This is a genomic window from Streptomyces sp. NBC_01298 (assembly GCF_035978755.1).
In the GTDB taxonomy this organism is placed as follows: Bacteria; Actinomycetota; Actinomycetes; order Streptomycetales; family Streptomycetaceae; genus Streptomyces.
Genome location: NZ_CP108414.1, coordinates 1359698 through 1384617, shown reverse-complemented (window position 1 = coordinate 1384617; position 24920 = coordinate 1359698). Strand labels below are relative to the sequence as shown.

24 protein-coding genes are annotated in these 24920 nt (G+C 72.4%); 18 read left to right on the top strand and 6 right to left on the bottom strand.

Annotation, left to right across the window (positions count from 1 at the left end; genetic code table 11):
- Positions 1-15: 15 nt before the first annotated feature.
- The 3 genes from OG730_RS06360 to OG730_RS06350 are packed head-to-tail and all read left to right on the top strand — an operon-like array spanning position 16 to position 2557.
- On the top strand, positions 16-561 hold the full coding sequence (locus tag OG730_RS06360) for a hypothetical protein (RefSeq protein WP_327303266.1): 546 nt from the start codon (positions 16-18) through the stop codon (positions 559-561).
- Positions 551-1732, top strand: coding sequence for an MAB_1171c family putative transporter (locus OG730_RS06355; RefSeq protein WP_327303265.1), 1182 nt, complete (start codon positions 551-553; stop codon positions 1730-1732). Before OG730_RS06360 ends, OG730_RS06355 begins: the two co-directional genes overlap by 11 nt.
- Positions 1733-1771: 39 nt before the next feature.
- Positions 1772-2557, top strand: a complete 786-nt coding sequence (locus tag OG730_RS06350) for an SDR family NAD(P)-dependent oxidoreductase (RefSeq protein ID WP_327303264.1) — start codon at positions 1772-1774, stop codon at positions 2555-2557.
- A gap of 76 nt (positions 2558-2633) precedes the next feature.
- Here the strand turns inward: OG730_RS06350 and OG730_RS06345 are convergent, their stop codons facing one another.
- From OG730_RS06345 to OG730_RS06335, 3 genes are all read right to left on the bottom strand, one after another.
- Positions 2634-2870: a hypothetical protein gene (locus tag OG730_RS06345; protein ID WP_327303263.1), complete on the bottom strand. Its 237-nt coding sequence runs from the start codon at positions 2868-2870 to the stop codon at positions 2634-2636.
- Positions 2871-3111: 241 nt separating this feature from the next.
- Entirely contained in the window at positions 3112-4749 is a 1638-nt protein-coding gene (locus OG730_RS06340; protein WP_327303262.1) for an ABC-F family ATP-binding cassette domain-containing protein, read from the bottom strand.
- Between the two features lie 73 nt (positions 4750-4822).
- Complete coding sequence (locus OG730_RS06335) at positions 4823-6064, bottom strand: ArsB/NhaD family transporter (protein ID WP_442815176.1); 1242 nt, start codon at positions 6062-6064, stop codon at positions 4823-4825.
- Between the two features lie 173 nt (positions 6065-6237).
- On the opposite strand from OG730_RS06335, the gene OG730_RS06330 reads away from it, so the two are divergent.
- Both OG730_RS06330 and OG730_RS06325 read left to right on the top strand, forming a co-directional pair.
- Positions 6238-7200: a GlxA family transcriptional regulator gene (locus OG730_RS06330; RefSeq protein ID WP_327303261.1), complete on the top strand. Its 963-nt coding sequence runs from the start codon at positions 6238-6240 to the stop codon at positions 7198-7200.
- 37 nt (positions 7201-7237) lie between these two features.
- Entirely contained in the window at positions 7238-7933 is a 696-nt protein-coding gene (locus tag OG730_RS06325) for a DJ-1/PfpI family protein (RefSeq protein ID WP_327303260.1), read from the top strand.
- Here the strand turns inward: OG730_RS06325 and OG730_RS06320 are convergent.
- Positions 7908-8657, bottom strand: coding sequence for an enoyl-CoA hydratase/isomerase family protein (locus OG730_RS06320; protein ID WP_327303259.1), 750 nt, complete (start codon positions 8655-8657; stop codon positions 7908-7910). The two genes, OG730_RS06325 and OG730_RS06320, sit on opposite strands and share 26 nt — an antisense overlap.
- 173 nt (positions 8658-8830) lie before the next feature.
- On the opposite strand from OG730_RS06320, the gene OG730_RS06315 reads away from it, so the two are divergent.
- Positions 8831-9484, top strand: coding sequence for an HdeD family acid-resistance protein (locus OG730_RS06315; protein ID WP_327309167.1), 654 nt, complete (start codon positions 8831-8833; stop codon positions 9482-9484).
- A 94-nt stretch (positions 9485-9578) separates the two neighbouring features.
- Complete coding sequence (locus tag OG730_RS06310) at positions 9579-10133, top strand: ATP-binding protein (RefSeq protein WP_389433077.1); 555 nt, start codon at positions 9579-9581, stop codon at positions 10131-10133.
- A 77-nt stretch (positions 10134-10210) separates the two neighbouring features.
- On the opposite strand, the gene idi is transcribed toward OG730_RS06310, so the two are convergent.
- On the bottom strand, positions 10211-10810 hold the full coding sequence (gene idi, locus OG730_RS06305; RefSeq protein WP_250740854.1) for an isopentenyl-diphosphate Delta-isomerase: 600 nt from the start codon (positions 10808-10810) through the stop codon (positions 10211-10213).
- 161 nt (positions 10811-10971) lie between these two features.
- Positions 10972-12213 carry a GNAT family N-acetyltransferase gene (locus tag OG730_RS06300; RefSeq protein ID WP_327309165.1) on the bottom strand — a complete coding sequence of 414 codons (1242 nt, stop codon included), beginning with the start codon at positions 12211-12213 and terminating at the stop codon, positions 10972-10974.
- A gap of 526 nt (positions 12214-12739) precedes the next feature.
- Here OG730_RS06300 and OG730_RS06295 point away from each other — a divergent pair.
- The 11 genes from OG730_RS06295 to OG730_RS06245 all read left to right on the top strand — a co-directional run bounded on the left by OG730_RS06295 (position 12740) and on the right by OG730_RS06245 (position 24849).
- Positions 12740-14530 (top strand): DUF5941 domain-containing protein, encoded by a 1791-nt coding sequence (locus OG730_RS06295; RefSeq protein ID WP_327309164.1) that lies wholly within the window; start codon positions 12740-12742, stop codon positions 14528-14530.
- Positions 14527-15279 carry a phosphocholine cytidylyltransferase family protein gene (locus tag OG730_RS06290; protein WP_327303258.1) on the top strand — a complete coding sequence of 251 codons (753 nt, stop codon included), beginning with the start codon at positions 14527-14529 and terminating at the stop codon, positions 15277-15279. Before OG730_RS06295 ends, OG730_RS06290 begins: the two co-directional genes overlap by 4 nt.
- Complete coding sequence (locus tag OG730_RS06285) at positions 15267-16328, top strand: iron-containing alcohol dehydrogenase family protein (RefSeq protein ID WP_327303257.1); 1062 nt, start codon at positions 15267-15269, stop codon at positions 16326-16328. The genes OG730_RS06290 and OG730_RS06285 overlap by 13 nt, the downstream gene beginning before the upstream one ends.
- Positions 16306-17085 carry a CDP-alcohol phosphatidyltransferase family protein gene (locus tag OG730_RS06280; protein WP_327303256.1) on the top strand — a complete coding sequence of 260 codons (780 nt, stop codon included), beginning with the start codon at positions 16306-16308 and terminating at the stop codon, positions 17083-17085. Before OG730_RS06285 ends, OG730_RS06280 begins: the two co-directional genes overlap by 23 nt.
- On the top strand, positions 17082-17993 hold the full coding sequence (locus OG730_RS06275; protein WP_327303255.1) for a glycosyltransferase family 2 protein: 912 nt from the start codon (positions 17082-17084) through the stop codon (positions 17991-17993). Before OG730_RS06280 ends, OG730_RS06275 begins: the two co-directional genes overlap by 4 nt.
- 96 nt (positions 17994-18089) lie before the next feature.
- Positions 18090-19019, top strand: coding sequence for an ABC transporter permease (locus OG730_RS06270; RefSeq protein WP_327303254.1), 930 nt, complete (start codon positions 18090-18092; stop codon positions 19017-19019).
- Positions 19012-19788 (top strand): ABC transporter ATP-binding protein, encoded by a 777-nt coding sequence (locus OG730_RS06265; RefSeq protein ID WP_327303253.1) that lies wholly within the window; start codon positions 19012-19014, stop codon positions 19786-19788. Before OG730_RS06270 ends, OG730_RS06265 begins: the two co-directional genes overlap by 8 nt.
- 451 nt (positions 19789-20239) lie before the next feature.
- Complete coding sequence (gene hpnC, locus OG730_RS06260) at positions 20240-21199, top strand: squalene synthase HpnC (RefSeq protein WP_327303252.1); 960 nt, start codon at positions 20240-20242, stop codon at positions 21197-21199.
- A gap of 80 nt (positions 21200-21279) precedes the next feature.
- The gene (hpnD, locus tag OG730_RS06255; RefSeq protein WP_327303251.1) at positions 21280-22221 is read left to right on the top strand and encodes a presqualene diphosphate synthase HpnD; all 942 of its coding nucleotides are present in this window, start codon (positions 21280-21282) and stop codon (positions 22219-22221) included.
- A 91-nt stretch (positions 22222-22312) separates the two neighbouring features.
- A complete protein-coding gene (gene hpnE, locus OG730_RS06250; RefSeq protein WP_327303250.1) occupies positions 22313-23686 on the top strand; it encodes a hydroxysqualene dehydroxylase HpnE in 1374 nt (457 codons plus the stop codon).
- Positions 23687-23754: 68 nt separating this feature from the next.
- A complete protein-coding gene (locus tag OG730_RS06245; protein ID WP_442814836.1) occupies positions 23755-24849 on the top strand; it encodes a polyprenyl synthetase family protein in 1095 nt (364 codons plus the stop codon).
- The last annotated feature ends 71 nt before the right edge of the window (positions 24850-24920 follow it).

Here is a 24920-nt window from a genome sequence, read left to right as displayed (position 1 = left end):
CCGAAGAGGGAACACATGCGCCACCCTCAGCCCAGTCTGCGCAAACGGTGCGAGGCGATTCTCGGCCGTCTTGACCTGACGGACCCCTTCTCGCTCGACGGACTGTGCGAGCGGATAGCCGAGCAGCGGGGCCGCCCCATCCGGCTCCACCCGCTGCCCAAGGAGGCGGCCGAGTCCGGAGTGTGCGGACTGTGGGTCGGTACCGCCGACGTGGACTACGTCTTCTACGAGGCGCAGACCACCCCGCTGCACCGGGAGCACATCGTGCTGCACGAGCTCGGCCACATCCTCTTCGGGCACCACTCGCTGGATGCCCCCACCGAGGACCCCCCGGGGGCCGGCGGGCCGGACGGAGCCGTCCCCACCGTGCTCGGACGCACCAACTACACCACCCGCCAGGAGCGGGAGGCGGAGATGCTCGCCAGCATGATCCGCATCCGCACGGGATCCCGCGGCCCGCACCTCGGCCCCGGCGCCGCGGGGCGGGACACGCTCGCCCGGCTGGAGTCCGCGATGGGCTACGAGCGGCGCGGGCGGGGGCCGGTCCACCGTGGCTTCTGATCTGATCGCCTTCGGCGACGCGCTCGCCGTCCCCAGCGTCGTATGCCTCTGGATCGCCGTCCTGCTCCGCGCACCCGGCGCCCTGCGCGCCCCCCACCAGCGGGGCCTGTGGCTCGCCGTTGCCACCGCCGCGGCGGCGATGACCCTGAACCTCCCCGACGTCGTCGCCTACGCCATGGGCCGCGACCCCGGCTACGCCCACACCATCGGGCTGGTGCGCAACCTCATCGGCGTCCTCTCGGCCGGCGCCGTGCTCTACTTCGTGGCCGCCGCCACCCGTGGCCGCCGGCTCCAGATCGCCTCCGGCGCCGGCACGGTCCTCTGGCTGGCCGTCCTCGTGGGCCTCGACGTGGCCGCGCCCGACCACGGCACGCACACCATCCCGCCCGTCGGCGACCCGGTGCCCTCCCTCGTGTACTGGCTGGTGCTGATCTCCGCCCACCTGATCGCCAACACCGTCTGCGTGCTGGTCTGCTGGCGCTACAGCCGGCGCGCCGAGAGCCGGGGCCTCGCCGTCGGCCTGATGCTGTTCGGCCTGGGCACCGCGCTCGCCGGGGTGTTCTGGTTCGTCTACCTGCTCAAGGCGCTCTTCGGCTTCACCTGGGCGATGCCCGCGAACCCGCTCCTGATGAACGCCCACGGCCTGCTCCGCGCCGCCGCGATCCTCGTCCCCACGCTGTTCACCTTCCGCCGCACGGCCGCCGACACCGCCACCGCCTGGCGGCTGTGGCCGCTCTGGCGCGACCTGGTCCACGCCGTCCCGCACGTGGCCCTCAACCAGCCGCGCGGCGGCCGGCTGCTGGAACTGCTGTGGCCGCCGGTCCCGCGCAACCTGCTCGTGTACCGCAAGGTGATCGAGACCCGCGACGCCATCCTGATCCTGGGGGAGTACGTGGCTCCAGGCGTGCCGGAGCTCGCGCGCAGCCACGTGGCCGGCAGCGGAGTGCCCGAACAGCGGGCCGGCGCGGCCGCGCTGGCCTGCGTACTGAAGGAGGCACGGCAGGCCAAGCTTGCCGGGATCCCGCAACAGCGTTCCGACGGCGACGCCTTGGAGCTGCCCGCGGCCCTCCAGACCTCGGCCGAGGGAGGCGACCTGGAAGGCGAGACCCGCTTCCTCGTGGACGTGGCCCAGGCCTACGCCTCACCGGCCACGGCCGGTTTCACCGCGTGAGACACGCGATACGCCCGACAGCCAGGAAGTGAACCTCTCTTGACCACCGTACTGATCACCGGGGCCAGCGCCGGACTGGGCGCGGCCTTCGCCCGCGGCTTCGCCGCCAAGGGCTGCGACCTCGTCCTCGTCGCCCGCGACAAAGACCGCCTCGAAGCCGTCGCCGCCGGCCTCGCCCGGGAATTCGGCACCGTCTGCGAGGTGTTGCCCGCAGACCTGCTCGAGGAGGGCGGGCTCGGAGCCGTCGCCGAGCGGCTCGCCGACCGGGCCCGGCCCGTCGACATGCTGGTCAACAACGCGGGCTTCGGACTCCCCGCTCCCTTCCCGTACAACCCGGTCGAGGACGAGGAGCGGATGCTCGACCTGCTGGTCAAGGTGCCGCTGCGGCTCACCCACGCGGTGCTCCCGGGCCTGCGCGAGCGCCGCCGCGGCGCGGTCCTCAACGTCTCCTCGGTGGCCGGACTGCTGCCCACCGGGACCTACGGCGCCGCGAAGGCCTGGATCACGGCCTTCAGTGAATCCCTGCGCGTGGACATGGAGCCGTACGGGGTCCGCGTGCTCGCGGTGGTACCGGGATTCACCCGCACCGAGTTCCAGGAGCGCGCCGGGATGGACGTCAGCGCCCTGCGCGACGCGGTGTGGCTGGAGCCGGGCGACGTGGTGGCCCGAGCGCTGAAGGACCTGGCCCGGCGCCGCCCGGTGAGCATCACGGGCCGGCGCTACCAGGCGTACGCGCTGGCCGCCCGCCACCTCCCGCGCGGGTTCGTGGCCCGGAAGATGGCCCGCACCCGGCGGGCCCCGGCGGACCGGCCGGACGGGAGCTGACGCGGGCGTCGCGGCAGCCCGGTGCGCGGCCCTGTGGCAGGGCCGCGCACGCCTGGGTCGCAGGACGGGTCAGCGGTCAGCAGTCGCCGTGGTTGTAGCCTCCGTAGCCGTAGTCGTCATCGTCGTCCCACCAGCCGCCGTGGTGCCAGCCGTTGTCGTCGTCGTCGTGGTCCCAGCCACCGGCGACGTAGCTCACGTGCTGGGCCGGGGTCGCCGCCGAGGCGGTGCCCGCCGTGCCGAGCGCGGCCCCGCCGGCCATCAGGAGACCTGCGGCGGAGACAACGAAGAGGCGCTTCGCTCTCAGTGCAAACATGAGAATTTTCCCTTTCCTTCCGCCCTCCTCGAACCTCTCCGAGGCATGAAGGACGGAACCGCGGGCCGCGTACGCGTAGGCGCAGCCCGGGATCGGATACAGGGCCGCCGAAGATGCGGAAGCACCGGTCCGCCCACCCGACGTACGACGTCCGGCCGTGGGGGTGTGCTCCGCGGTTGCGGCTCTCACCCACAAAGGCTAGTCGCGCCCGACCGGGTCGGCATCTTGGGCGGGGGCCGGTCTAGACCTCGGTGACCTTGCCGTCCGCGACGTGCAGGCGACGGGTCACCTGGACCGCGTCGAGCATCCGGCGGTCGTGGGTGACCAGCAGCAGGGTGCCCTCGTAGGACTCCAGCGCGGACTCCAACTGCTCGATGGCCGGCAGGTCGAGGTGGTTCGTCGGCTCGTCCAGCACCAGCAGGTTCACCCCGCGCCCCTGGAGCAGGGCCAGGGCCGCCCGGGTGCGCTCGCCGGGGGAGAGGGTGGCCGCCGGGCGGGTCACGTGCGCCGCTTTCAGGCCGAACTTGGCCAGCAGGGTGCGGACTTCGGCCGGTTCGGTGTCCGGAACGGCCGCGCAGAAGGCGTCGATCAGGGGTTCGTCGCCGAGGAACAGGCCGCGGGCCTGGTCCACTTCGCCGACCCGCACGCCCGAGCCGAGGGTGGCGGAGCCGGAGTCCGGGGCGAGGCGGCCCAGGAGCACGGCCAACAGGGTTGACTTGCCGGCCCCGTTGGCGCCGGTGATGGCGACCCGGTCCGCCCAGTCGATCTGCAGGCTCGCCGGTCCGAAGGCGAAGTCCCCGCGCTGGACGACCGCTTCGCGCAGGGTGGCCACCACGGAGCCGGAGCGCGGGGCCGCCGCGATCTCCATGCGCAGTTCCCACTCCTTGCGCGGCTCGTCGACCACTTCGAGCCGCTCGATCGCGCGCTGCGTCTGGCGGGCCTTGGAGGCCTGCTTCTCACTCGCGTCGGCGGCGGCCTTCCTGGCGGACTTGTCGTTGTCGGTGGCCTTGCGCTTGGAGTTCTTGACGCCCTTGTCGCTCCAGCCGCGCTGCATCGCGGCCCGGTCCTCCAGCGCGGAGCGCTTGTCGGAGTACTCGTCGTACTCCTCGCGGGCGTGGTTGCGGGCCCGCTCGCGCTCCTCCAGGTAGGCGTCGTAGCCGCCGCCGTAGAGGTTGATCTGCTGCTGGGCCAGGTCGAGTTCGAGGACCTTGGTGACGGTGCGCGTGAGGAACTCGCGGTCGTGGCTGATCACGACCGTGCCGGCGCGCAGCCCCTTCACGAACTGCTCCAGACGCTCCAGACCGTCGAGGTCGAGGTCGTTGGTGGGCTCGTCGAGCAGGAACACGTCGTAGCGGGACAGCAGCAGTGAGGCCAGTCCGGCGCGGGCGGCCTGGCCGCCGGACAGTGCGGTCATCGGCAGGTCGAGACCGACCGACAGCCCGAGGTCGTCGGCGACCTGCAGGGCCCGCTCGTCGAGGTCGGCGCCGCCGAGGTTCAGCCACCGGTCGAGGGAGTCCGCGTACGCGTCGTCCGCGCCCGGGGTGCCGTCCACCAGACCCTGCGTCGCCGCGTCCAGCTCCGTCTGCGCAGCGGCCACTCCGGTACGCCGGGCCAGGAACTCGCGGATGGACTCGCCGGGGCGCCGCTCCGGCTCCTGGGGAAGGTGCCCGACGGCGGCGGCGGGCGGGGAGAGCCGCAGCTCACCTGTCTCGGGTGCGTCCAGCCCGGCGAGCATCCGCAGCAGGGTGGACTTCCCGGCGCCGTTGACGCCGACGAGGCCGATGACGTCGCCGGGCGCGACGACGAGGTCGAGATCGGCGAAGAGCGTGCGCTCACCGTGCGCGGCGGTGAGCTTCTTGGCGACGAGGGTTGCAGTCATGATGCCCCGATCCTATCCGCGCCCCGCGCGTCCGGGTCCCGGGGCCGGGACGGGGCCGCGGCCGGCCGGCGGATCACGTGCCGAGGAGCCGGAGGCCCGCCCACAGGGCCGTCACCGCGGCGGCGAGGGCCGGCACGGTGGTCAGCAGCCCGAGCCGGGTGAAGTCCCCGAGCCGGACGCCCTCGTACCCGTCCGCGTGCAGGATCCGCCGCCACAGCAGGGTGGCCAGGGACCCCGCGTAGGTGAGGTTCGGCCCGATGTTCACCCCGATCAGCACCGCCAGCACCGGACCCGCGCCGCCCACCGCCGCCACCGGGAGCAGGGCCAGGACCGCGGGCAGGTTGTTGATCAGGTTGGCCAGTACGGCGGCCACCGCCGCCACCCCGAGCAGCGCCGGCAGGGAATCCCCGGCCGGGGTCACCCATTCCAGCCCGTCCCCGAGCCCGTGGTCCACGACCGCCCGTACGACCACTCCGAGGGCCAGTACGAACAGGCAGAAGGCCGGCGCCGTGGAGCCCAGGATCCGCGGGGGCGTGGTCTCCCGGCGCCGCAGGGCCCGTACGGCCAGGACGAGCGTGCCCGCGAGCGCCGCCCAGGCGGGGCTCGCCCCCGCGAAGGAGGCGAGCGCGAAGCCGACCAGGGTCAGCGCGAGGACCCCGGCCGCGAACCGGGGCAGTGGCGCGGGATCCACGGACTGCGGTACGTGCTCCGGGGCGGCCGCCAGGTCGCCGCGGAAGAAGCGCCGGAACACGGCGTACTCCACGCCGATCGCCGCCAGCCAGGGCAGGGCCATGAGCCCCGCGAACCGGGTGAAGGACAGCCCGCTCGCGGCGAAGGCGAGCAGATTGGTGAGGTTGGAGACCGGCAGGAGCAGCGAGGCGGAGTTCGCCAGGTGCGCGGTGGCGTAGACGTGCGGGCGCGGCCGGGCCCCCAGCCGGGAGGCGGTGGCCAGCACCACCGGGGTCAGCAACACCACGGTCGCGTCCAGGCTCAGAGCCGCGGTGACCACCGAGGCGACCGCGAACACCCCGCCGAGCAGCGCCACCGGCCCCCGCCCCGCCGCCCGCCGGGCCACCGCGGCGCCGGCGGCCTTGAACAGCCCCTCGTCGGCGCAGAGCCGGGCCAGCGCCAGGATCACCGCGAGGAACCCGACCACGGGCAGCAGCTCACGCGTCTGCGCCCACGCGTCGGCGGGCGGTACGACGCCCAGTACGACGAGCAGCCCCGCGGCGGGCACGGCGGCCGCGGCCTCCGGCAGCCCGCGCGGCCGCAGGACGGCGAAGGCGAGCACCCCGAGGAGGAGGGCGACGGACAGACACGCGGCGGCGACGGGGTACAGGACGGGCTCCGGGACGAGGGGGAGTGGGCGGGACGGGCGGGCCCACGGGTGGCGGCGGTGCCAGGACAGGATCGCACCGGTGCCGGCATGGCCGGATAGGTGGGGTGTGCGTCATTGCGGCCATCGGAGGGGTGCCACACGATGAGGTCATGTCGCTGCGAAACGTGCTCGTCGTCCTCTACGACGGCGTGCAGAGCCTGGACGTCACGGGGCCGCTGGAGGTGTTCTCCGGCGCCGACCACCACCCGGGACCGGCACGGTACGCGCTGCGCACCGTCTCACCGGGCGGCGCCCCGGTCCGTACGAGCAGCGGGCTGCGGATCGTCCCTGACGGGGACCTGGAGGGCGAGCGTCCGGGCGCCGGGACCACGCTGCTGGTGCCCGGCGGCCGGTACACGGGGGACTTCGCGCCGGAGATCACGGACTGGCTCCGCGCGCACGGCGGGGCCGCGGAGCGGCTGGTATCGGTCTGCACCGGCGGACTGCTGCTCGCCGAGGCCGGGCTGCTGGACGGACGGCGCGCGACGACGCACTGGTACGTGTGCGAGCGGATGGCCCGGGACTACCCGGCCGTCACCGTGGAACCCGACCCGATCTACGTCCGCGACGGGCCGGTGGCCACCTCGGCCGGGGTCACGGCGGGCATCGACCTCGCGCTGGCCCTGGTGGAGGAGGACCACGGGCGGGAGCTGGCGATGTCCGTCGCCCGGCACCTGGTGGTGTTCCTGCGCAGGCCCGGCAACCAGGCCCAGTTCAGCGCGCAGCTCGCGGCCCAGACGGCGCGGCGGGAGCCGCTGCGCGACGTCCAGCACTGGATCACCGAGCACCCGGGGGAGGACCTGAGCGTGGAGGCGCTCGCCGCGCGGGCGGCGCTGTCGCCCCGGCACTTCGCGCGGGCCTTCCAGGCCGAGACCGGGGTCACGCCGGGGCGGTACGTGGAGCGGGTCCGGGTCGAGCACGCGCGCCGGCTCCTGGAGGAGGGCGGCGAGGGCATCGCCCAGATCTCCAGGTCCTGCGGCTACGGGAACCCGGAAGCGCTGCGCCGCGCCTTCGTGAAGACCCTGGGCCAGCCCCCGTCCGAATACCGCCGCCGCTTCGGCACCACCCACTGACAGCCGGCAACCGGCAACCAACCGCTCCGGAGGAGCCATGCAGATCGCCGTACTGCTTTTCGACGGGTTCACCGCCCTCGACGCCATCGGGCCCTTCGACACCCTGGGCCGGCTCCAGGGCGCCGAGACCGTGTTCGTGGCCGAGCGTCCCGGGCCCGTACGGACCGACCAGGGCTCGCTCGCCCTCGTCGCGGACAAGGGGCTCGACGAGGTGACGCGGCCGGACATCGTCCTGGTGCCCGGCGGGCAGGTCACGGACCGGGAGATGGGGAACCCCGTGGTCCTCGACTGGCTGCGGACCGTCGACGCCACCAGCACGTGGACCACCTCCGTCTGCAGCGGCTCGACGCTGCTCGCCGCCGCCGGCCTGCTCGACGGGCGCCGGGCCACCGGCCACTGGCTGTACCTGGACCGGTTGCCCCCGTTCGGGGCGGAGCCCGTCTCGGAGCGGGTGGTCTTCGACGGGAAGTACGTGACGGCCGCCGGGGTGTCCGCGGGGATCGACATGGGGCTGGCGCTCCTCGGCCGCATCGCGGGGGACACGTACGCGCAGGCCGTGCAGCTGATGACCGAGTACGACCCGCAGCCGCCCTACGACGCGGGCTCTCCCGACAAGGCACCCGCAGAGATCGTCGCGATGCTCCGCTCGGTCACTCCTACGGCCCCGGCCCTCGCGAAGGCTCCGGTCACTCCGAAGGCGGCTCCGGTCACTCCGAAGGAGGAGTCCAGCTGAAGGCGGGCGCGCGCCGTTCCAGGAACGCGGCGACCCCCTCCGCGATGTCCCCGCTGGCCGCGGCCTGCGCCGCCCAGTGGGCGTCCCGGTCCGTGCGGCCGTCCGCGAACTCCTTCGCCGAACTCTGCGTGAGCTGACTGCGCGTGGTCAGGATCCGGGTGAACTCCGTGACGCGCTTCGACAGTTGACCCGCCGGAAGCAGCTCGTCCAGCAGTCCGGTGCGCAGCGCCCGTTCCGCGTCGATCAACTCGGCTGAGAAGAGAAGGTACTTGGCGGCCGACGGGCCCACCAGCGAGGCGAGCCGCCGGGTGGACGAGGCCGGGTAGACGATGCCCAGCTTCGCCGGAGTCACCCCGAAGGAGGCGCCCTCCTCCGCGAAGCGCAGATCGCAGGCCGCGGCCAGCTGGCTGCCCCCGCCCACGCAGAACCCGCGGATCGCGGCCAGCGTGGGCTTGGGGAAGGCGGCGAGCGCCTCTTCCGCCGCCACGGCCAGGGCCTGCGGGTCCTCGTCCCCGGTCAGGGAGGAGATGTCGGCCCCCGCGCAGAAGGTCTCGCCGGCCCCCGTCAGGACCAGTACCCGTACGGCCGGATCCGCCGCGAGCCCGGCCAGCAGCTCCGGCAGCCCGCGCCACATCGCGGCCGTCATGGCGTTGCGCTTGGCGGGGTGCGAGATCACGACGGTGGCGACCCCGTCGGCGACGGAGGAGAGCAGGGCGGCGTCCATGCGCCGGATGCTATCCCGGACGGTCAAACCTATGATCAAGAGACCGGTCGCCGGCAGCTCGGTGGACCGGCAGGCAGTCGCGGGGTCCGAAGGTCCGTCGGGGGCAGCGGAAAGGTGGCGCGTCCATGGGCGCAGACCGTGGCGAGCGTGGGGACCGTACGGGTCCACAGGACATGAAGGCCGACAAGAAGAAGGTCAGTCGCAGTTTCGCGTGGATGGCCCTGCTCGGGGCGCTCCTGGTGGTGGCCGGCCTGGTGGGCCTCGTCTACACCGGTGTCGCCACCCTGACCACGATGTTCCTCTTCGGCTGGCTGCTGCTGTTCGGCGGCGCGGTGGGCCTGTTCCAGGCGATCCAGTCGCGCAAGAGCAACTACTTCTGGCTGGCCGTCATCGTCGCCGCGATCAACATCGCGGCCGGTTTCGTGATCCTGCGCCGCCCGGAGGCGAGCGCGGAGGCGCTCACCATGTTCGCGGCGCTGCTCTTCCTCGTCGGCGGGGTGTTCCGGCTGGCCGGCGCCGTGGTGGTGCGCGGCGCGCACCTCGGGCTGACGCTGGTCCAGGGTGCCTTCGGCATCCTGCTGGGCCTGCTGATCCTCGCGAACTGGCCCGGCAGCAGCCTGTACGTGATCGGAGCGTTCTTCTCCCTCGCGCTGCTGTTCGATGGCCTGAGTCTGATCGCCGTGGGCATGGGAGCGCGCCGCATCCTGGGCTTGGTCAGGGACGACGAGGTTCCGCTGACGCCGGCGGGGGCGGGAGTGGCCGCGCCGGAGACGCGCCAGGCGGCCGAGACGAACCCGCCAGAAGATCAGGAACGGTCGAACAACTGACTCTGTCATACGCCAGCGGTCAGAAAGTGTCCGAATGCTGCTGACTTCTGGTCAGTGGTCCGGCCCGGAGCGGTCCGGTCCCCACTCTTTACGTGTGCAGACGATCGAGCGTGAAGACGGGGGCCGGGAGATGGATGTGAGCGGGAGCGTCCCGCCAGTCAAGGGGGACGAGCCGGAGGTCGCGGCCGCCCCCCTTTCGTACGAGGGAGTGTGGCGATTCACGGCACCCGCGGTAGAAGAATCCGTTCCGCAGGCCCGCCGGGCGGTCCGTGACCTGCTCGGCCGCCAGGAGGTGCCGGCCGACGGAGACCTGGTCTACTCCCTGCTGCTGATCGTCTCCGAACTGGTGACGAACTCGGTCCGCCACGCGGCCGTGCTCTCCCCGGAGGTCGCGGTGGAGGTGGCCATCGGCCGGGAGTGGGTACGGGTGGCCGTCGAGGACAACCACCCGTACCGGCCCAAGGCGCTGGAGGCGGATTTCGGCCAGACCGGCGGCCGGGGCCTCCTCCTGGTCCGGGAGATCACGCTGGAGGCCGGCGGGGTCTGCGACGTGGAGCACACCTCCACGGGCGGCAAGGTGATCTGGGCGGCGCTGCCGCTCACCACGGCCCTCGCGACTCCCGCGGCCACCCCGACCTCGGCGGTCTGAGCCGGGCCGGGCCCGAAGGCCACCGGCGACGACCACCGGCGACGACCGCCGGCGACGGCCACCGGCCCGACGGCCGGCTACCAGCCCGCCGCGTCGCCCGTCAGCTCGCGGATCGCGGGCCGGGCCGCGTCCAGCACGGTCATGAACCAGGCCGAGAACGGGACCTCGGCGTGCCGCTTCGCGAGTTCCTCCGCGGTCACGAAGGCGGTGTCCGCGATCTCCTCCGGATCCGGCCGCACCGATCGCTGCGCGAGTCCCACGAACAGGTGGTTGTACTCCTGCTCCACCAGCCCCGACGCCGGGTCCGGGTGGTTGTAGCGGACCGTTCCCGCCTCCGCGAGCAGCGAGGGCGACAGCCCCAGCTCCTCGTGGGTCCGCCGGGCCGCCGCCGCGAACGGCGACTCCCCGGGGTAGGGGTGACCGCAACACGTGTTCGACCACACGCCGGGGGAGTGGTACTTCCCGAGGGCGCGCTGCTGGAGCAGCATCCGGCCCTGCTCGTCGAAGAGGAACACCGAGAACGCCCGGTGCAGCTGACCGGGGGCCTGGTGGGCGGAGAGCTTCTCCGCCGTACCGATGGTGTTGCCGGACTCGTCGACCAGTTCGAGCATGATCGGTTCTTGAGCGCCGGTGCCGGTGGTCGCGCTGTTCGCGGCGGTGGCTGGTGTGGTCGGCATACCCATCCTTCGCTTCGGACTTCGGCTTTCAGTCTGCCGTACAAATGGGGATTGCCCCCACTTCGGTGATCTGCGCATGTCCGCCCCCCGCCGCGTGATATGCGGCGAGGGGCGGAGCGTGCGGATCCGTCAGTTCGTCCGGCCGCGGGCCGGCCCCGGCATCAAACCCCGAACGGAGCCGGGTACTTGATCGTGCCCGCGGGAACCGGCACCGAATCGCCGAGCACCAGCGCCATCATCGCCTCGTCGGGCACCTCGAAGGGCGCCCGGATGCCGAAGCGCGAAGCCGGCACGAACCCGAAGCGGGTGTAGTACTCGGGGTGCCCGAGAACGAGCACGAGGTGCTCCCCGCGCTCGGCGGCCGCCGCGAGCAGGGCCCGTACGACCGCGCTGCCGGCGCCCGAGCGCTGGAGCGCGGGAGCGGCGGCCACCGGGGCGAGCGCGAGCGCCGGCGCCCCGTCCACCTCGCACCGGGTCAGCAGGGCGTGCGCCGCGACCGACCCGTCCGGGCCCTCGGCCACGTAGGACAGACCGGGCAGCCAGGAGCCGTCCGCGCGCAGCGCGTCCACGAGGTCGGCTTCGGCCGGGGTCCCGAAGGCCGCTGCGTGCACCGCGTGCACGGCGGCCGCGTCCCCGTCCGCCTCGGGACGGACGGGCCAGGCGCCGCCGTCCCCGGCCGTCACCGGCCGCAGGACGTAGGCGGTGTACCCGTACTCGTGCCCGTACCGCTGCCGTACGTCGATCTCCTCGCGTACGAAGCCCAGCGCGGCCGCGGCTTCGTGACCCGAGGGTGCCGGAGCCGCGGCGGCCCGCTCGCCGAGCGGACCGTAGTAGGCGGCCCAGTCGGAATCGGGCTGCCGGTGCACCGCGAGCACCTGGTAGCCCGCGGCCTGGATCGCGGCCAGGTTGCGGGCGGTGGAGCGCAGCGCGTAGTGCGGGTCCCAGAAGGCGCGGACCCCGGCGGAGGGTTCGTCGACGGTCCATTCGCACTCGCTCAGCACCAGGGTGCCGCCGGGGGCGAGCAGCCGCTTCCACCGCGCGAGCGCGGTGGCGAAGCCGATGTTGTAGGCCGAGCCCTCGGCCCAGACGAGATCGAAGGAACCGTCCGGACGGTCGGCGAGGTCGCCGATGTCCGCCTGCACGGCGCGGACGCGATCGGTGAGCCCGCGGGCCGCGGCGGCCGCGCGGAGCTCGTCGAGGAAGCCGCCTTGGAGGTCGACGGCGGTGACGTCGGCCCCGAGGCCGCCCGCCTCGGCGGCGAGCAGCAGGGCGCTGGGGCCGGGACCGCAGCCCAGGTCCAGGGCGCGCGGCCGCTCGGGCAGCGGTCCGCACAGGGACAGCAGGTGGCGGGTGGTCGCCTCGGAACCGGGGGACTGCCGGGGCAGGCCGCGGTGCAGCTCCAGGAACGCCTCGAAGAAGAGGTCGCCCCGGGTGCCGAAGTCGGCGGTGAAGTCGTTGGTGTGGGAGTTGCTCGTGTTACCGGTGTGGTCGGTCAACGTGAACCCTTGAAAGGGGGCTCCGGCCGACGCGGGTGATCGGTGTGATCAGGCCCGGCCGGACGCCCGGAAGGAGAGGGGGATGTACCGGAGTGCGCTGCGCTGGGCGGCGACGCCTGCGACGGTCATCAACCCCACCTCTTTCTTTCGTCATGTCTCATGTCTCATGTGACATTCGGGCGATTGGGACGCTCTTGCTGAAATCGCACGCGTCTGCGACCACCCTAACAGCGGCGGTGCGCAGGCGGGTTTGTGATCGCTCCCACCGATCGTCAATGATGATCGGCACAGGACCGACAGGCCCATGATTTTCGGCTTATCGGAGCGTAAACAGGCGGTGAACCCCTGCTTCCGTTCATCCGATAGCCTCTGCCGACGTGCCGCCGGCCCACCCGGCGACCGTTACCCGTGTGCGTGCAAGGAGTGAGTTCGTCTGCCGACCGTCATCCTTACCGGCCTGCCGGTGCCCGGATCAGCGCTCGCCGACGAGCTGCGCTCACTCGGTTTCGAGGTCCGCCCCGCGGCCACCCCGGCGGACACCGCCGCCGCCCTGGCGCGCGTACCCGCCGAGCAGCGGGTGGCCGTGGTGGACGCGGAGTTCGTCGGACACGTGCACGCCTTGCGCCTCGCGCTGACCGACCCGCGGTTCGACGCCTGCGCCGTCACCGGGGCCCTCGCCGTCCAGCCCGGCGCCCGCGCGGCCCTGGACCGGGCCGCCGCGCTCGACGCGTCCGCCCCCGCGGGCCAGGGCCCGTACCCCGACCGGCTCGCCGCCGCCGTCGAGTCCGAGGGCACCCCCGTGCACCGCCCCGAGCTGGGCACCCTCGTAGCCGCCGTGCCCGCCACCACCGCCGAGCGCCGGGCGGCCGCCGCCGCCGTGGCGGCCGTGGACGACGAGGCCGTCCGGCTGCGCACCGCCGTGAAGTCCCGCGACGGGTTCTTCACCACCTTCTTCATCAGCCCGTACTCGCGCTACATCGCCCGCTGGTGCGCGCGCCGCGGCCTGACCCCCAACCAGGTCACCACCGCCTCGCTGATCACCGCACTGATCGCGGCCGGCTGCGCCGCCACCGGCGACCGCTGGGGCTACGTGGCCTCCGGCGTGCTGCTGCTGCTCTCCTTCGTCCTGGACTGCACGGACGGGCAGCTCGCCCGCTACTCGCTCCAGTACTCGACGATGGGCGCCTGGCTCGACGCCACCTTCGACCGCGCGAAGGAGTACTCCTTCTACGCGGGCCTCGCGCTCGGCGCGGCCCGCAACGGCGACGACGTCTGGGCCCTGGCGCTCGGCGCCATGATCCTGATGACCTGCCGGCACGTGGTGGACTTCTCGTTCAACGAGGCCAACCACGACGCCACGGCGAATACGAGCCCCACCGCGGCCCTGTCGGACAAGCTCGACAGCGTGGGCTGGACGGTCTGGGTCCGGCGCATGATCATCCTGCCGATCGGCGAGCGCTGGGCCATGATCGCGGTCCTCATCGCCTTCACCACCCCGCGGATCGTCTTCTACGCCCTGCTCGTCGGCTGCGCCTTCGGCGCGCTCTACACCACGGCCGGCCGGGTCCTGCGCTCGCTGACCCGCAAGGCGACCCGTACCGACCGGGCCGCCCAGGCCCTGGCGGACCTGGCCGACTCGGGCCCGCTGGCCGAGCTCGCCGCCCGGGTGCTGACGCGACTGCACGCCAGGTCGCTCGGCCTCCTCGGCCTCGCGGTGGCGGCCGCCGCCGTCCTCGCGATCTGGCAGCAGCCCTTCGGCAGCTGGAAGAGCGTCGCCGCGGCCGGCATGTACGTCCTCGTGGCGGGTTCGGCGGTCATGGCGCCCCTCAAGGGAGCCCTCGACTGGCTCGTGCCGCCCGTCTTCCGGGCCGCCGAATACACCACCGTCCTGATCCTCGCCGCCAAGGCGGACGTCCCCGGGGCCCTTCCCGCGGCATTCGGACTGGTCGCGGCGGTCGCCTACCATCACTACGACACGGTCTACCGCATCCGCGGTGGCACCGGCGCGCCCCCGCACTGGCTGGTGCGGACGATCGGCGGGCACGAAGGCCGGATCCTCTTGATCACGGTCCTGGCCTCCGTCCTGGCATCGCGCGCCGTCGACTTCCCCGTCGCGCTCACGGCCCTCGCCGTGTTCGTGGCACTCGTGGTGCTCGTGGAGAGCATCCGCTTCTGGGTTTCCTCCGGGGCACCCGCCGTACATGACGAAGGAGAACCAGCATGATCGGCCTCGTCCTCGCTGCCGGAGCCGGACGCCGCCTGCGTCCCTACACCGACACCCTGCCCAAGGCCCTCGTGCCCGTCGGACCCGAAGGGGCCGAGGAGAGCATCACGGTCCTCGACCTGACGCTCGGCAACTTCGCCGAGGTCGGCCTGACCGAGGTCGCCATCGTCGTCGGCTACCGCAAGGAAGCCGTGTACGAGCGCCGCGAGGCGCTGGAGGCCAAGTACGGCGTCAAGATCACGCTGATCGACAACGACAAGGCCGAGGAGTGGAACAACGCCTACTCCCTGTGGTGCGCCCGTGACGTCCTGAAGCAGGGTGTGATCCTCGCCAACGGTGACACCGTCCACCCCGTCTCCGTCGAGAAGACCCTGCTCGCCGCCCGCGGCCGGGGCCAGAAGATCATCCTCGCCCTCGACACGGTCAAGAGCCTGGCCGACGAGGAGATGAAGGTCATCACCGACGGCGAGAAGGGCGTTCAGCGGATCACCAAGCTGATGGACCCGGCCACCGCGACCGGCGAGTACATCGGCGTCACCCTCATCGAGCCGGAGGCCGCCGAGGCGCTGGCCGAGGCGCTGAAGACCACCTTCGAGCGCGACCCCGACCTCTACTACGAGGACGGCTACCAGCAGCTCGTCAACGACGGTTTCACCATCGACGTGGCCCCCATCGGTGACGTCAAGTGGGTCGAGATCGACAACCACGACGACCTCGCCAAGGGCCGGACGATCGCATGCCAGTACTGACGAGGCTCATCCCCTCGCCCCTCGTCGTCGACATCAGCCGCGGCGCGATGGACGACCTGGCCGGCCTCCTGGCCGACCAGCGGATCTCGTCGTCCGGCAAGCTCGCGATCGCCATCAGCGGCGGCTCCGGCGCGGTGCTGCGCGCCAAGCTGGAGCCCGTGCTGCCGCACGCCGACTGGTACCCCGTCATCGACGGCACCATCGACTCCGCGGTCAAGCTCGCCGACGACATAAAGGGCAACCGCTACGACGCGGTCGTGGGCCTGGGCGGCGGCAAGATCCTCGACGTGGCGAAGTACGCCGCGGCGCGGGTCGGCCTGCCCATGGTGGCCGTCGCCACCAACCTGGCGCACGACGGCATCTGCTCGCCGGTCGCCACCCTGGACAACGACAACGGCCGGGGCTCCTACGGGGTCCCGACGCCGATCGCCATGGTGATCGACCTCGACGTGATCCGCGAGGCGCCGGTGCGGTTCGTCCGCTCAGGCATCGGCGACTGCCTCTCCAACATCTCGGCGATCGCCGACTGGGAGCTTTCGCACAAGATCACGGGCGAGCCGGTGGACGGCCTGGCCGCGGCCATGGCCCGTACCGCCGGAGAGTCCGTACTGCGCCACCCCGGCGGCTGCGGCGACGACGAGTTCCTCACGGTCCTCTCCGAGGCGCTGGTCCTCACCGGCATCGCCATGTCGATCAGCGGGGACACCCGCCCGGCGTCCGGCGCCTGCCACGAGATCAGCCACGCCTTCGACCTGCTCTACCCGGGACGCTCCGCGCTCCACGGCGAGCAGGTCGGCATCGGTGCCGCCTTCGCCATGCACCTGCGGGGGGCCACGGAGCAGTCCGTGCTCTTCGCCCAGGTGCTGCGCGGTCACGGCCTGCCCGTGCTGCCCGAGGAGATCGGGTTCAGCGTGGACGAGTTCGTCGCGGCAGTCGAGTACGCCCCGCAGACCCGCCCGGGACGGTTCACGATCCTGGAGCACCTCAACCTGTCCGCCGCCGAGATCAGGGACGCTTACGCCGACTATGCCAAGACCATCCGTAGCTGAACTCCGGCCCGTCGTTCACCCGGCGGGCGTCAAGGACCGGGTCAGCGGCGAGCACTGGGGCGGGCGCCTCTACATGCGCGAGATCTCCCTGCGCATCACCCGCCTCCTGGTCACCACCAAGGTCACGCCGAACCAGCTGACCTACGTGATGACCCTCGCCGGAGTCCTCGCCGCCCCGGCCCTGCTGGTGCCGGGCGTCTGGGGCGCCGTCCTCGGCGTGGTCGCGGTGCAGATGTACCTGCTGCTCGACTGTGTCGACGGCGAGGTCGCCCGCTGGAAGAAGCAGTTCTCGCTGTCCGGGGTCTACCTGGACCGGGTCGGCGCCTACCTGTGCGACGCGGCGGTGCTCGTCGGCTTCGGCCTGCGCGCCTCCGACCTGTGGGGCACCGGGCGCATCGACTGGCTGTGGGCCTTCCTGGGCACCCTCGCGGCGCTCGGCGCGATCCTCATCAAGGCCGAGACCGACCTGGTCGGCGTCGCCCGCCACCAGGCCGGCAAGCCCGTGGTCCAGGACGCGGCGGCCACGCCGCGCTCCTCCGGCATGGCGCTCGCCCGCCGGGCCGCCGCCGCGCTCAAGTTCCACCGCCTGGTCCTCGGCATCGAGGCCTCGCTGCTCATCCTGGTGCTGGCGATCCTGGACCAGGTCCGCGGCGACCTGTACTTCTCCCGCCTCGGCGTCGCGGTGCTCGCCGGCATCGCGCTGCTCCAGACGGTGCTGCACCTGGTGTCGGTCCTGGCCTCCAGCAGGCTCAAGTGAGCGCGCCGCTGCGGCTGGGCGCCGTCATCATCACGATGGGCAACCGCCCGGACGAGCTCAAGGCGCTCCTCGACTCCGTGGCCCGGCAGGACGGGGCCCCGGTCGAGGTGGTCGTCGTGGGCCAGGGCGTACGGCTCCCCGGCCTGGCGGACCCGGCGGCCGGCGTGCGCACCGTCGAGCTGCCCGAGAACCTGGGCATCCCGGGCGGGCGCAACGTCGGCATCGAGGCCTTCCGCGGTGCGGGAGCCAACGGCTCGGACACCTTCGACGTGGACGTCCTGCTCTTCCTGGACGACGACGGACTGCTGGAGCGCACCGACACCGCCGAGCTGTGCCGCCAGGCCTTCACCGAGGACCCCGAGCTGGGCATCGTCAGCTTCCGGATCGCCGATCCGCAGAGCGGCGAGACGCAGCGGCGGCACGTCCCCCGGCTGCGGGCCTCCGACCCGATGCGCTCCTCGCGCGTCACCACCTTCCTGGGCGGCGCCAACGCCGTCCGCACGAAGGTGTTCGAACAGGTCGGAGACCTCCCCGGGCAGTTCTTCTACGCGCACGAGGAGACCGATCTGGCCTGGCGGGCGCTCGACGCCGGGTGGCTGATCGACTACCGCGCGGACATGGTGCTCCTGCACCCCGCCACGGCCCCGTCCCGGCACGCGGTCTACCACCGTATGGTGGCTCGCAACCGGGTGTGGCTCGCCCGCCGCAACCTGCCCGCCCCGCTGGTCCCGGTCTACGTGGGCGTCTGGCTCCTGCTGACGCTCCTGCGCAAGCCCTCGGGGCCCGCGCTCAAGGCCTGGTTCGGCGGCTTCAAGGAGGGCTGGACGACCTCCTGCGGTCCCCGGCGCCCCATGAGATGGCGTACGGTCTGGCGGCTGACCCGGCTGGGCCGACCGCCTGTCATCTGAAACGTCCGGGTCTGAGACCATGGCGCGATCACGAACCGATCGACTCAGGCCCGATGCCACCTTCTGCCGCATCATGAAGACGGAAAGTTTCATCTTGTGAGTGACACAACCCAGGACGGAACCCTTGCCACGAGCAGGCGGCCGTCCGAAGACGCCGGGCTGAGCTCCGCGGAGCTCGCCAGGAAGTACGGCCTGTCCGTCAGCGGACGCCGACCGAGCCTGGTCGAGTACGTGCGCCAGCTCTGGGAGCGCCGCCACTTCATCATCGCGTTCTCCCGCGCCAAGCTGCTGGCCCAGTACAGCCAGGCGAAGCTCGGCCAGATCTGGCAGGTGGCGACCCCCCTGCTGAACGCGCTGGTCTACTACCTGATCTTCGGGCTGATCCTGAACGCCGGGCGGGGCATCGACAAGCACGACTACATCCCCTTCCTGGTGATCGGCGTCTTCGTCTTCACCTTCACGCAGACCTCGCTGATGGCGGGTGTCAGGGCGATCCCGGGCAACATCGGGCTGGTCCGGGCCCTGCACTTCCCGCGCGCCTCGCTGCCGATCTCCTTCTCGCTGCAGCAGCTCCAGCAGCTCCTGTTCTCGATGGTCGTCGTGTTCGTGGTCACGATCGGATTCGGCAACTACCCGTCGCTGTCCTGGCTGCTCGTGATCCCGGCACTGATCCTCCAGTTCGTCTTCAACACCGGTCTCGCCCTGGTTTTCGCCCGGATGGGGTCCAAGACCCCCGACCTCGCGCAGCTCATGCCGTTCGTCACCCGCACGTGGATGTACGCCTCCGGCGTCATGTTCTCGATCGACACGATGCTCGCGGGCAAGCCCCCGTGGATCGCGGACATGCTGCAGTGGAACCCGGCCGCGATCTACATGGACCTGATCCGCTTCGCCCTCATCGACGGGTACGGCGGGAGCCACCTGCCGCCGCACGTCTGGGCCTTCGCGGTCGGCTGGGCCCTCCTGCTCGGCGTCGGCGGATTCGTGTACTTCTGGAAGGCTGAGGAGCGTTACGGCCGTGGCTGAGAACAACCAGGGGCACGTCCCCACCGTCATCGCCGACGAGGTCCACATCGTCTACCGGGTCAACACCGGCAGCGCCGGCAAGGGCAGCGCCACGGCGGCGCTCAGCAAGATAGTCCGCCGGCGCGGCGACGCACCGGGTGTCCGCCGGGTCCACGCCGTGCGCGGGGTCTCCTTCACGGCGTACCGCGGCGAGGCCATCGGTGTCATCGGCTCCAACGGCTCGGGCAAGTCCACCCTGCTCCGGGCCATCGCGGGTCTGCTGCCCTGCGAGTCGGGCAAGGTCTACACCGACGGCCAGCCCTCGCTGCTGGGTGTCAACGCGGCGCTGATGAACGACCTCACCGGTGAGCGCAACGTGGTCCTCGGCGGTCTCGCGATGGGGATGACCCGCGCGCAGATCCGGGAGCGCTACCAGGACATCGTCGACTTCTCGGGCATCAACGAAAAGGGGGACTTCATCTCCCTGCCGATGCGGACCTACTCCTCCGGCATGGCCGCCCGCCTGCGTTTCTCCATCGCCGCGTCCAAGGACCACGACGTGCTGATGATCGACGAGGCGCTGGCCACCGGTGACCGGAAGTTCCAGGTGCGTTCCGAGGAGCGCATCCGGGAACTGCGCAAGACCGCCGGAACCGTTTTCCTCGTGAGTCACAACAACAAGTCCATCCGCGACACCTGCGACCGGGTGCTGTGGCTGGAGCGGGGCGAACTCCTGATGGACGGTCCCACCGAGGAAGTCGTCGCGGCCTACGAGAAGGCGACCAGCTGACGGTTTTCCACCGACGGCCCCCACCGCGTCCGGCGGCGGGGGCCGTCGCATGCGTGCGCGTGCCGTGCGGGTGCCATACGGGTGCCGTGCGGGTGCCATACGAGTGCCGTGCGGGTGTCGTACGCGTGACGTGTGCCGTACGCGTGCCCGGCGCGCGGGGCCGCGCCTTTTCACGCGAGTGGCGTGCGGGCGACATTGTGTGGTGGAGCGAATACCCGTCGAGGTTCGGCGGCGTTGTACAGCGTAAGCTGGGCCGGGCCTCAATCGTGGGCAAGAAGGGGCGATTCCCCCCATAGGTGAATAGCCCGGTACGCCCTGGGGAAAGTGCGGCGGCGTGTCCGAAATAGGATGCTTTGGGTCGGCAGTGTAGAACGGGAGATGTGACGGCAATGGCTACGGGAATTCTCCGGCCCCCAGGCACGACGGCCGTCCCCGCCGCGGGCGGCGGGCGGTGAGCCCGGGGCACGGCACCAGCCCCCGGCCGCACGGGCCTTCCGACACCTCCGGCTCCCTCCCCGCGCACCCCGGCGCCGCCACCCTAGGCAAGGCGCGCTCCGAGAACTTCCCCGTCGCCCCCGCCTTCCTGCCCCGCGCCTGGCGCGAGGGCCTGATGGCGGTCTACGGGTACGCCCGCCTCGTCGACGACATCGGCGACGGCGACCTCGCCCCGGGTGGCCAGGACGCCGTGCTGCTCGGGCTCGACCCCGCCGCCACGGACGACCGGCTCGCCATGCTCGACGCCCTCGAAGCCGACCTGAAGCGCGTCTTCGGCGGCACCGACGGGCCCCCGCGCCACCCCCTCGTGCTGGCCCTGCAGCCCGTCGTGCGCGCCCACGGCCTCACTCCCGAATCGTTTCTGGGGCTCATCGAAGCCAACCGCCAGGACCAGCGGGTCGCGCGCTACGCCACGTACGACGACCTCGTCGGCTACTGCGAGCTCTCCGCCAACCCGGTGGGGCGGCTCGTGCTGGACCTCACCGGCACCAGCACCCCCGAGCGGATCCGCCGCTCCGACGCCGTCTGCACCGCCCTGCAGATCGCCGAACACCTCCAGGACGTCGCCGAGGACCTCGCCCGGGACCGGATCTACCTCCCGGGCGAGGACCTGCGCCGCTTCCACGTGACCGAGACCGACCTGAAGGCCCCGTCCGCGGGTGCGTCCGTACGCGCCCTCGTCGCCTTCGAAACCGAACGGGCGCGGGAGCTCCTCGACGAAGGCACGCCGCTCGTGGGCAGCGTCCACGGAAGGCTCCGGCTGCTGCTCGCGGGCTTCGTGGGAGGGGGACGCGCCGCCCTGCGAGCCGTCACCGCCGCCGGCTTCGACGTCCTCCCCGGCCCGCCCAAGGCCACCAAGAGCGTCCTGCTCCGCGAGGTGGCCGCCGTCCTGCGCACAGCGCCGAGAAAGGGGTGAGCCCGATCGTGGAGGGCCCCACACACGCGTCCGCACCGGGCGCCCCGTCCGTGCCGGCGGCGATGTCCGCACCGGCTGCGATGTCTTCACCGATCGCGGCTGCCTACAGCTACTGCGAGGCCGTGACCGGCTCGCAGGCGCGCAACTTCGCCTACGGCATCCGTCTGCTGCCCGCCGACAAGCGGCAGGCGATGTCCGCGCTGTACGCCTTCTCCCGGCGGGTCGACGACATCGGCGACGGCACGCTGCCGCACGAGGTCAAACTGGCCCGGCTGGAGGAGACCCGCACCCTGCTGGGCCGGATCCGCGCCGAGGAGGTCGAAGAGGACGACACCGACCCGGTCGCGGTCGCCCTCGCACACGCCTCGCGCCGTTTCCCGATCCCGCTCGAAGGGCTCGACGAACTCATCGACGGCGTCCTCATGGACGTCCGCGGGGAGACGTACGAGACCTGGGACGACCTCAAGGTCTACTGCCGCTGCGTGGCAGGAGCCATCGGCCGGCTCTCGCTCGGCGTGTTCGGCACCGCGCCCGCCGGCGGGCACACCGGTGCGGCCGGGCACGACGCCGCACGGGCCGGCGAATACGCCAACACACTCGGTCTCGCCCTGCAACTCACCAACATCCTCAGGGACGTTCGTGAGGACGCGGGCACCGGACGGACCTACCTGCCCGCCGAGGACCTCGCCAAGTTCGGCTGCTCCGACGGCTTCAACAGCGCGCGGATGCCCAGCGGAGCCGACTTCGCCGGGCTCGTCCACCACGAAGTACGGCGCGCCCGCGCCCTGTTCGTGGAGGGCTACCGGCTGCTGCCCCTGCTCGACCGGCGCAGCGGCGCCTGCGTCGCGGCCATGGCCGGCATCTACCGGCGCCTGCTCGACCGCATCGAGCGCGAGCCGGAGGCCGTGCTCCGCGGCCGGGTCTCGCTGCCGCCGCACGAGAAGGCGTACGTGGCGGTCCGCGGCCTCTCCGGCCTGGACGCGCGGACCATCGCGCGCCAGAGCACCAGGAGGCGGCTCTGATGACGGCGGGCCGGCGAGCCGCGGCGGCGGGGCGGACGGGAGCAACCCCGCGGCGCCCGGCGGCGTCCGTGGGAATGACGGAGGAGGACGTATGAGCGCGGACCGGGCCGTGGTCGTCGGCGGGGGGCTCGCCGGTGTCACCACCGCGCTGGAACTCGCCGACGCCGGCCTGCGGGTGACCCTGCTGGAGGGCCGGCCCCGCCTCGGCGGCCTGGCGTTCTCCTTCAAGCGCGGGGAACTGACCGTCGACAACGGCCAGCACGTCTACCTGCGCTGCTGTACCGCCTACCGGTGGTTTCTCGACCGCGTCGACGGCGCCGCCCTGGCACCGCTGCAGGACCGGCTCGACGTACCCGTCCTCGACGTCGCCCACCCCGGCGGCCCCCGGCTCGGCCGGCTGCGCCGCAGCGCCCTGCCCGTGCCGCTGCACCTGGCGGCCTCGCTGGCCCGCTACCCGCACCTCTCGCTCGCCGAGCGGGCGTCCGTCGGGCGCGCCGCCCTCGCGCTGCGCCGCCTCGACCCCGCCGACCCGGCGCTCGACGGCGTGGACTTCGCGACCTGGCTCGGCCGGTACGGCCAGTCCCCGCGCACCATCGAGGCGCTGTGGGACCTCGTCGGCATCGCCACGCTCAACGCCACCGCCGGGCAGTCCTCGCTGGGGCTGGCCGCCATGGTGTTCAAGACCGGCCTGCTCTCCGAGAACGGCGCGGCCGACATCGGCTGGGCCCGGGTACCGCTCGGCGACCTGCACGACACCCTCGCCCGCAAGGCCCTGGACGCCGCCGGGGTGCGCACCGAACTGCGCACCCGGGTCACGGACATCTCCCGTACCCCGGAGGGTGGTTGGCGGGTGGCCACCGAGGGCGACTCGTTCGACGCCGGCACCGTCGTCCTCGCCGTCCCGCAGCGCGAGGCGCACGGGCTGCTGCCCGCCGGGGCGCTCGCCGACCCCGACAAGCTGCTCGACATCGGCACCGCGCCGATCCTCAACGTGCACGTCGTGTACGACCGCAAGGTTCTCAAGCAGCCCTTCTTCGCGGCCCTCGGCTCCCCGGTCCAGTGGGTCTTCGACCGAACCGACTCCTCGGGCCTCCCCGACGGCGGCCAGTACCTGGCGCTGTCCCAGTCGGTCGCGCACGAGGACATCGACGAGCCCGTCTCGGTCCTGCGCGCGAAGTACCTGCCCGAGCTGGAACGGCTGCTGCCCGCCGCGCGCGGAGCCAAGGTGCGCGACTTCTTCGTCACCCGGGAGCGCACCGCGACCTTCGCCCCCAGCCCCGGCGTCGGACGGCTCCGGCCCGGAGCCCGGACCGACACGCCGGGGCTCTTCCTCGCCGGTGCGTGGACCGCGACGGGTTGGCCCGCGACCATGGAGAGCGCCGTCCGCAGCGGGCTGAGCGCGGCCCATGCCGCGCTCGTGCCGCTGGGCCGCCACCGCGAACACCCCTTGCAGGAGGCGGTATGACCACCACCGGCACCGTCGGCACCACAGCACCACGCACCGCAGTACGTACAGGAACCAGAGGAGAGCCAGTGAACCCGGGGAATCCGGCCGTCGAGAACACGGACGCCAGTGCGGGCCCGGCCGGCGGGGAGAAGGCGGACACGCTCGCCCTCCTCGAACGAGGCCGTACGCTCTCGACGCCCGTGCTCCGCGCCGCCGTGGACCGGCTCGCCGCGCCCATGGACACCGTCGCCGCCTACCACTTCGGCTGGATCGACGCCCACGGCAACCCCGCGGACGGCGACGGCGGCAAGGCCGTGCGCCCCGCCCTCGCCCTGCTCTCGGCGGAAGCCGCCGGCGCCGCCGCCGAGGTCGGCATCCCCGGTGCCGTCGCGGTCGAACTCGTCCACAACTTCTCGCTGCTGCACGACGACCTGATGGACGGCGACGAGCAGCGCCGCCACCGCGACACGGTGTGGAAGGTCCACGGGCCCGCCCTCGCCATCCTGGTCGGCGACGCCCTGTTCGCCCTGGCCAACGAGGTGCTGCTGGAACTCGGCACGGTCGAGGCGGGCCGTGCGGCGCGCCGTCTGACCACCGCGAGCCGCAAGCTCATCGACGGCCAGGCCCAGGACATCTCCTACGAGCACCGCGAGAGCGTCAGCGTCGAGGAATGCCTGGAGATGGAGGGCAACAAGACCGGCGCCCTGCTCGCCTGCGCGGTCTCCATCGGCGCCGTGCTCGGCGGCGCGGACGACCGTACGGCCGACAAGCTGGAGGAGTACGGCTACCACCTCGGCCTCGCCTTCCAGGCCGTCGACGACCTCCTCGGCATCTGGGGCGACCCGGAGTCCACCGGCAAGCAGACCTGGAGCGACCTGCGTCAGCGCAAGAAGTCGCTGCCGGTCGTCGCCGCCCTCGCCGCCGGCGGACCGGCCAGTGAGGAGCTCACCGAGCTGCTCGCCGCCGATGCCAAGAGCAACGACTTCGAGAACTTCTCCGAGGAGGAGTTCGCGGCCCGCGCCGCGCTCATCGAGGCCGCCGGCGGTCGCCGGTGGACCGCCGACGAGGCGCGCCGCCAGTACGAGATCGCCATCAAGGCCCTCGACGGCGTGGACATGGACCAGCGCGTGCGCGACCAGCTCGTGGCGCTCGCCGACTTCGTCGTCGTGCGCAAGAGGTGATCGCCACCCGTACGCGCATATGAATCGTCAGTCGCCGGACCGTATTGCCTGTTGGTAGTACCGTCCGACGG

Coding starts and splice junctions, on each gene's coding strand:
- OG730_RS06320 (WP_327303259.1), bottom strand. CDS start 8,657: ATGGACGCCGCCCTGCTCTCCTCCGTCGCCGACGGGGTCGCCACCGTC.
- OG730_RS06315 (WP_327309167.1), top strand. CDS start 8,831: ATGAAGGCCGACAAGAAGAAGGTCAGTCGCAGTTTCGCGTGGATGGCC.
- idi (WP_250740854.1), bottom strand. CDS start 10,810: ATGCCGACCACACCAGCCACCGCCGCGAACAGCGCGACCACCGGCACC.
- OG730_RS06285 (WP_327303257.1), top strand. CDS start 15,267: ATGCCAGTACTGACGAGGCTCATCCCCTCGCCCCTCGTCGTCGACATC.
- hpnE (WP_327303250.1), top strand. CDS start 22,313: ATGAGCGCGGACCGGGCCGTGGTCGTCGGCGGGGGGCTCGCCGGTGTC.
- OG730_RS06360 (WP_327303266.1), top strand. CDS start 16: ATGCGCCACCCTCAGCCCAGTCTGCGCAAACGGTGCGAGGCGATTCTC.
- OG730_RS06330 (WP_327303261.1), top strand. CDS start 6,238: ATGTCGCTGCGAAACGTGCTCGTCGTCCTCTACGACGGCGTGCAGAGC.
- OG730_RS06290 (WP_327303258.1), top strand. CDS start 14,527: ATGATCGGCCTCGTCCTCGCTGCCGGAGCCGGACGCCGCCTGCGTCCC.
- OG730_RS06325 (WP_327303260.1), top strand. CDS start 7,238: ATGCAGATCGCCGTACTGCTTTTCGACGGGTTCACCGCCCTCGACGCC.
- hpnD (WP_327303251.1), top strand. CDS start 21,280: ATGTCTTCACCGATCGCGGCTGCCTACAGCTACTGCGAGGCCGTGACC.
- OG730_RS06345 (WP_327303263.1), bottom strand. CDS start 2,870: ATGTTTGCACTGAGAGCGAAGCGCCTCTTCGTTGTCTCCGCCGCAGGT.
- OG730_RS06280 (WP_327303256.1), top strand. CDS start 16,306: ATGCCAAGACCATCCGTAGCTGAACTCCGGCCCGTCGTTCACCCGGCG.
- OG730_RS06340 (WP_327303262.1), bottom strand. CDS start 4,749: ATGACTGCAACCCTCGTCGCCAAGAAGCTCACCGCCGCGCACGGTGAG.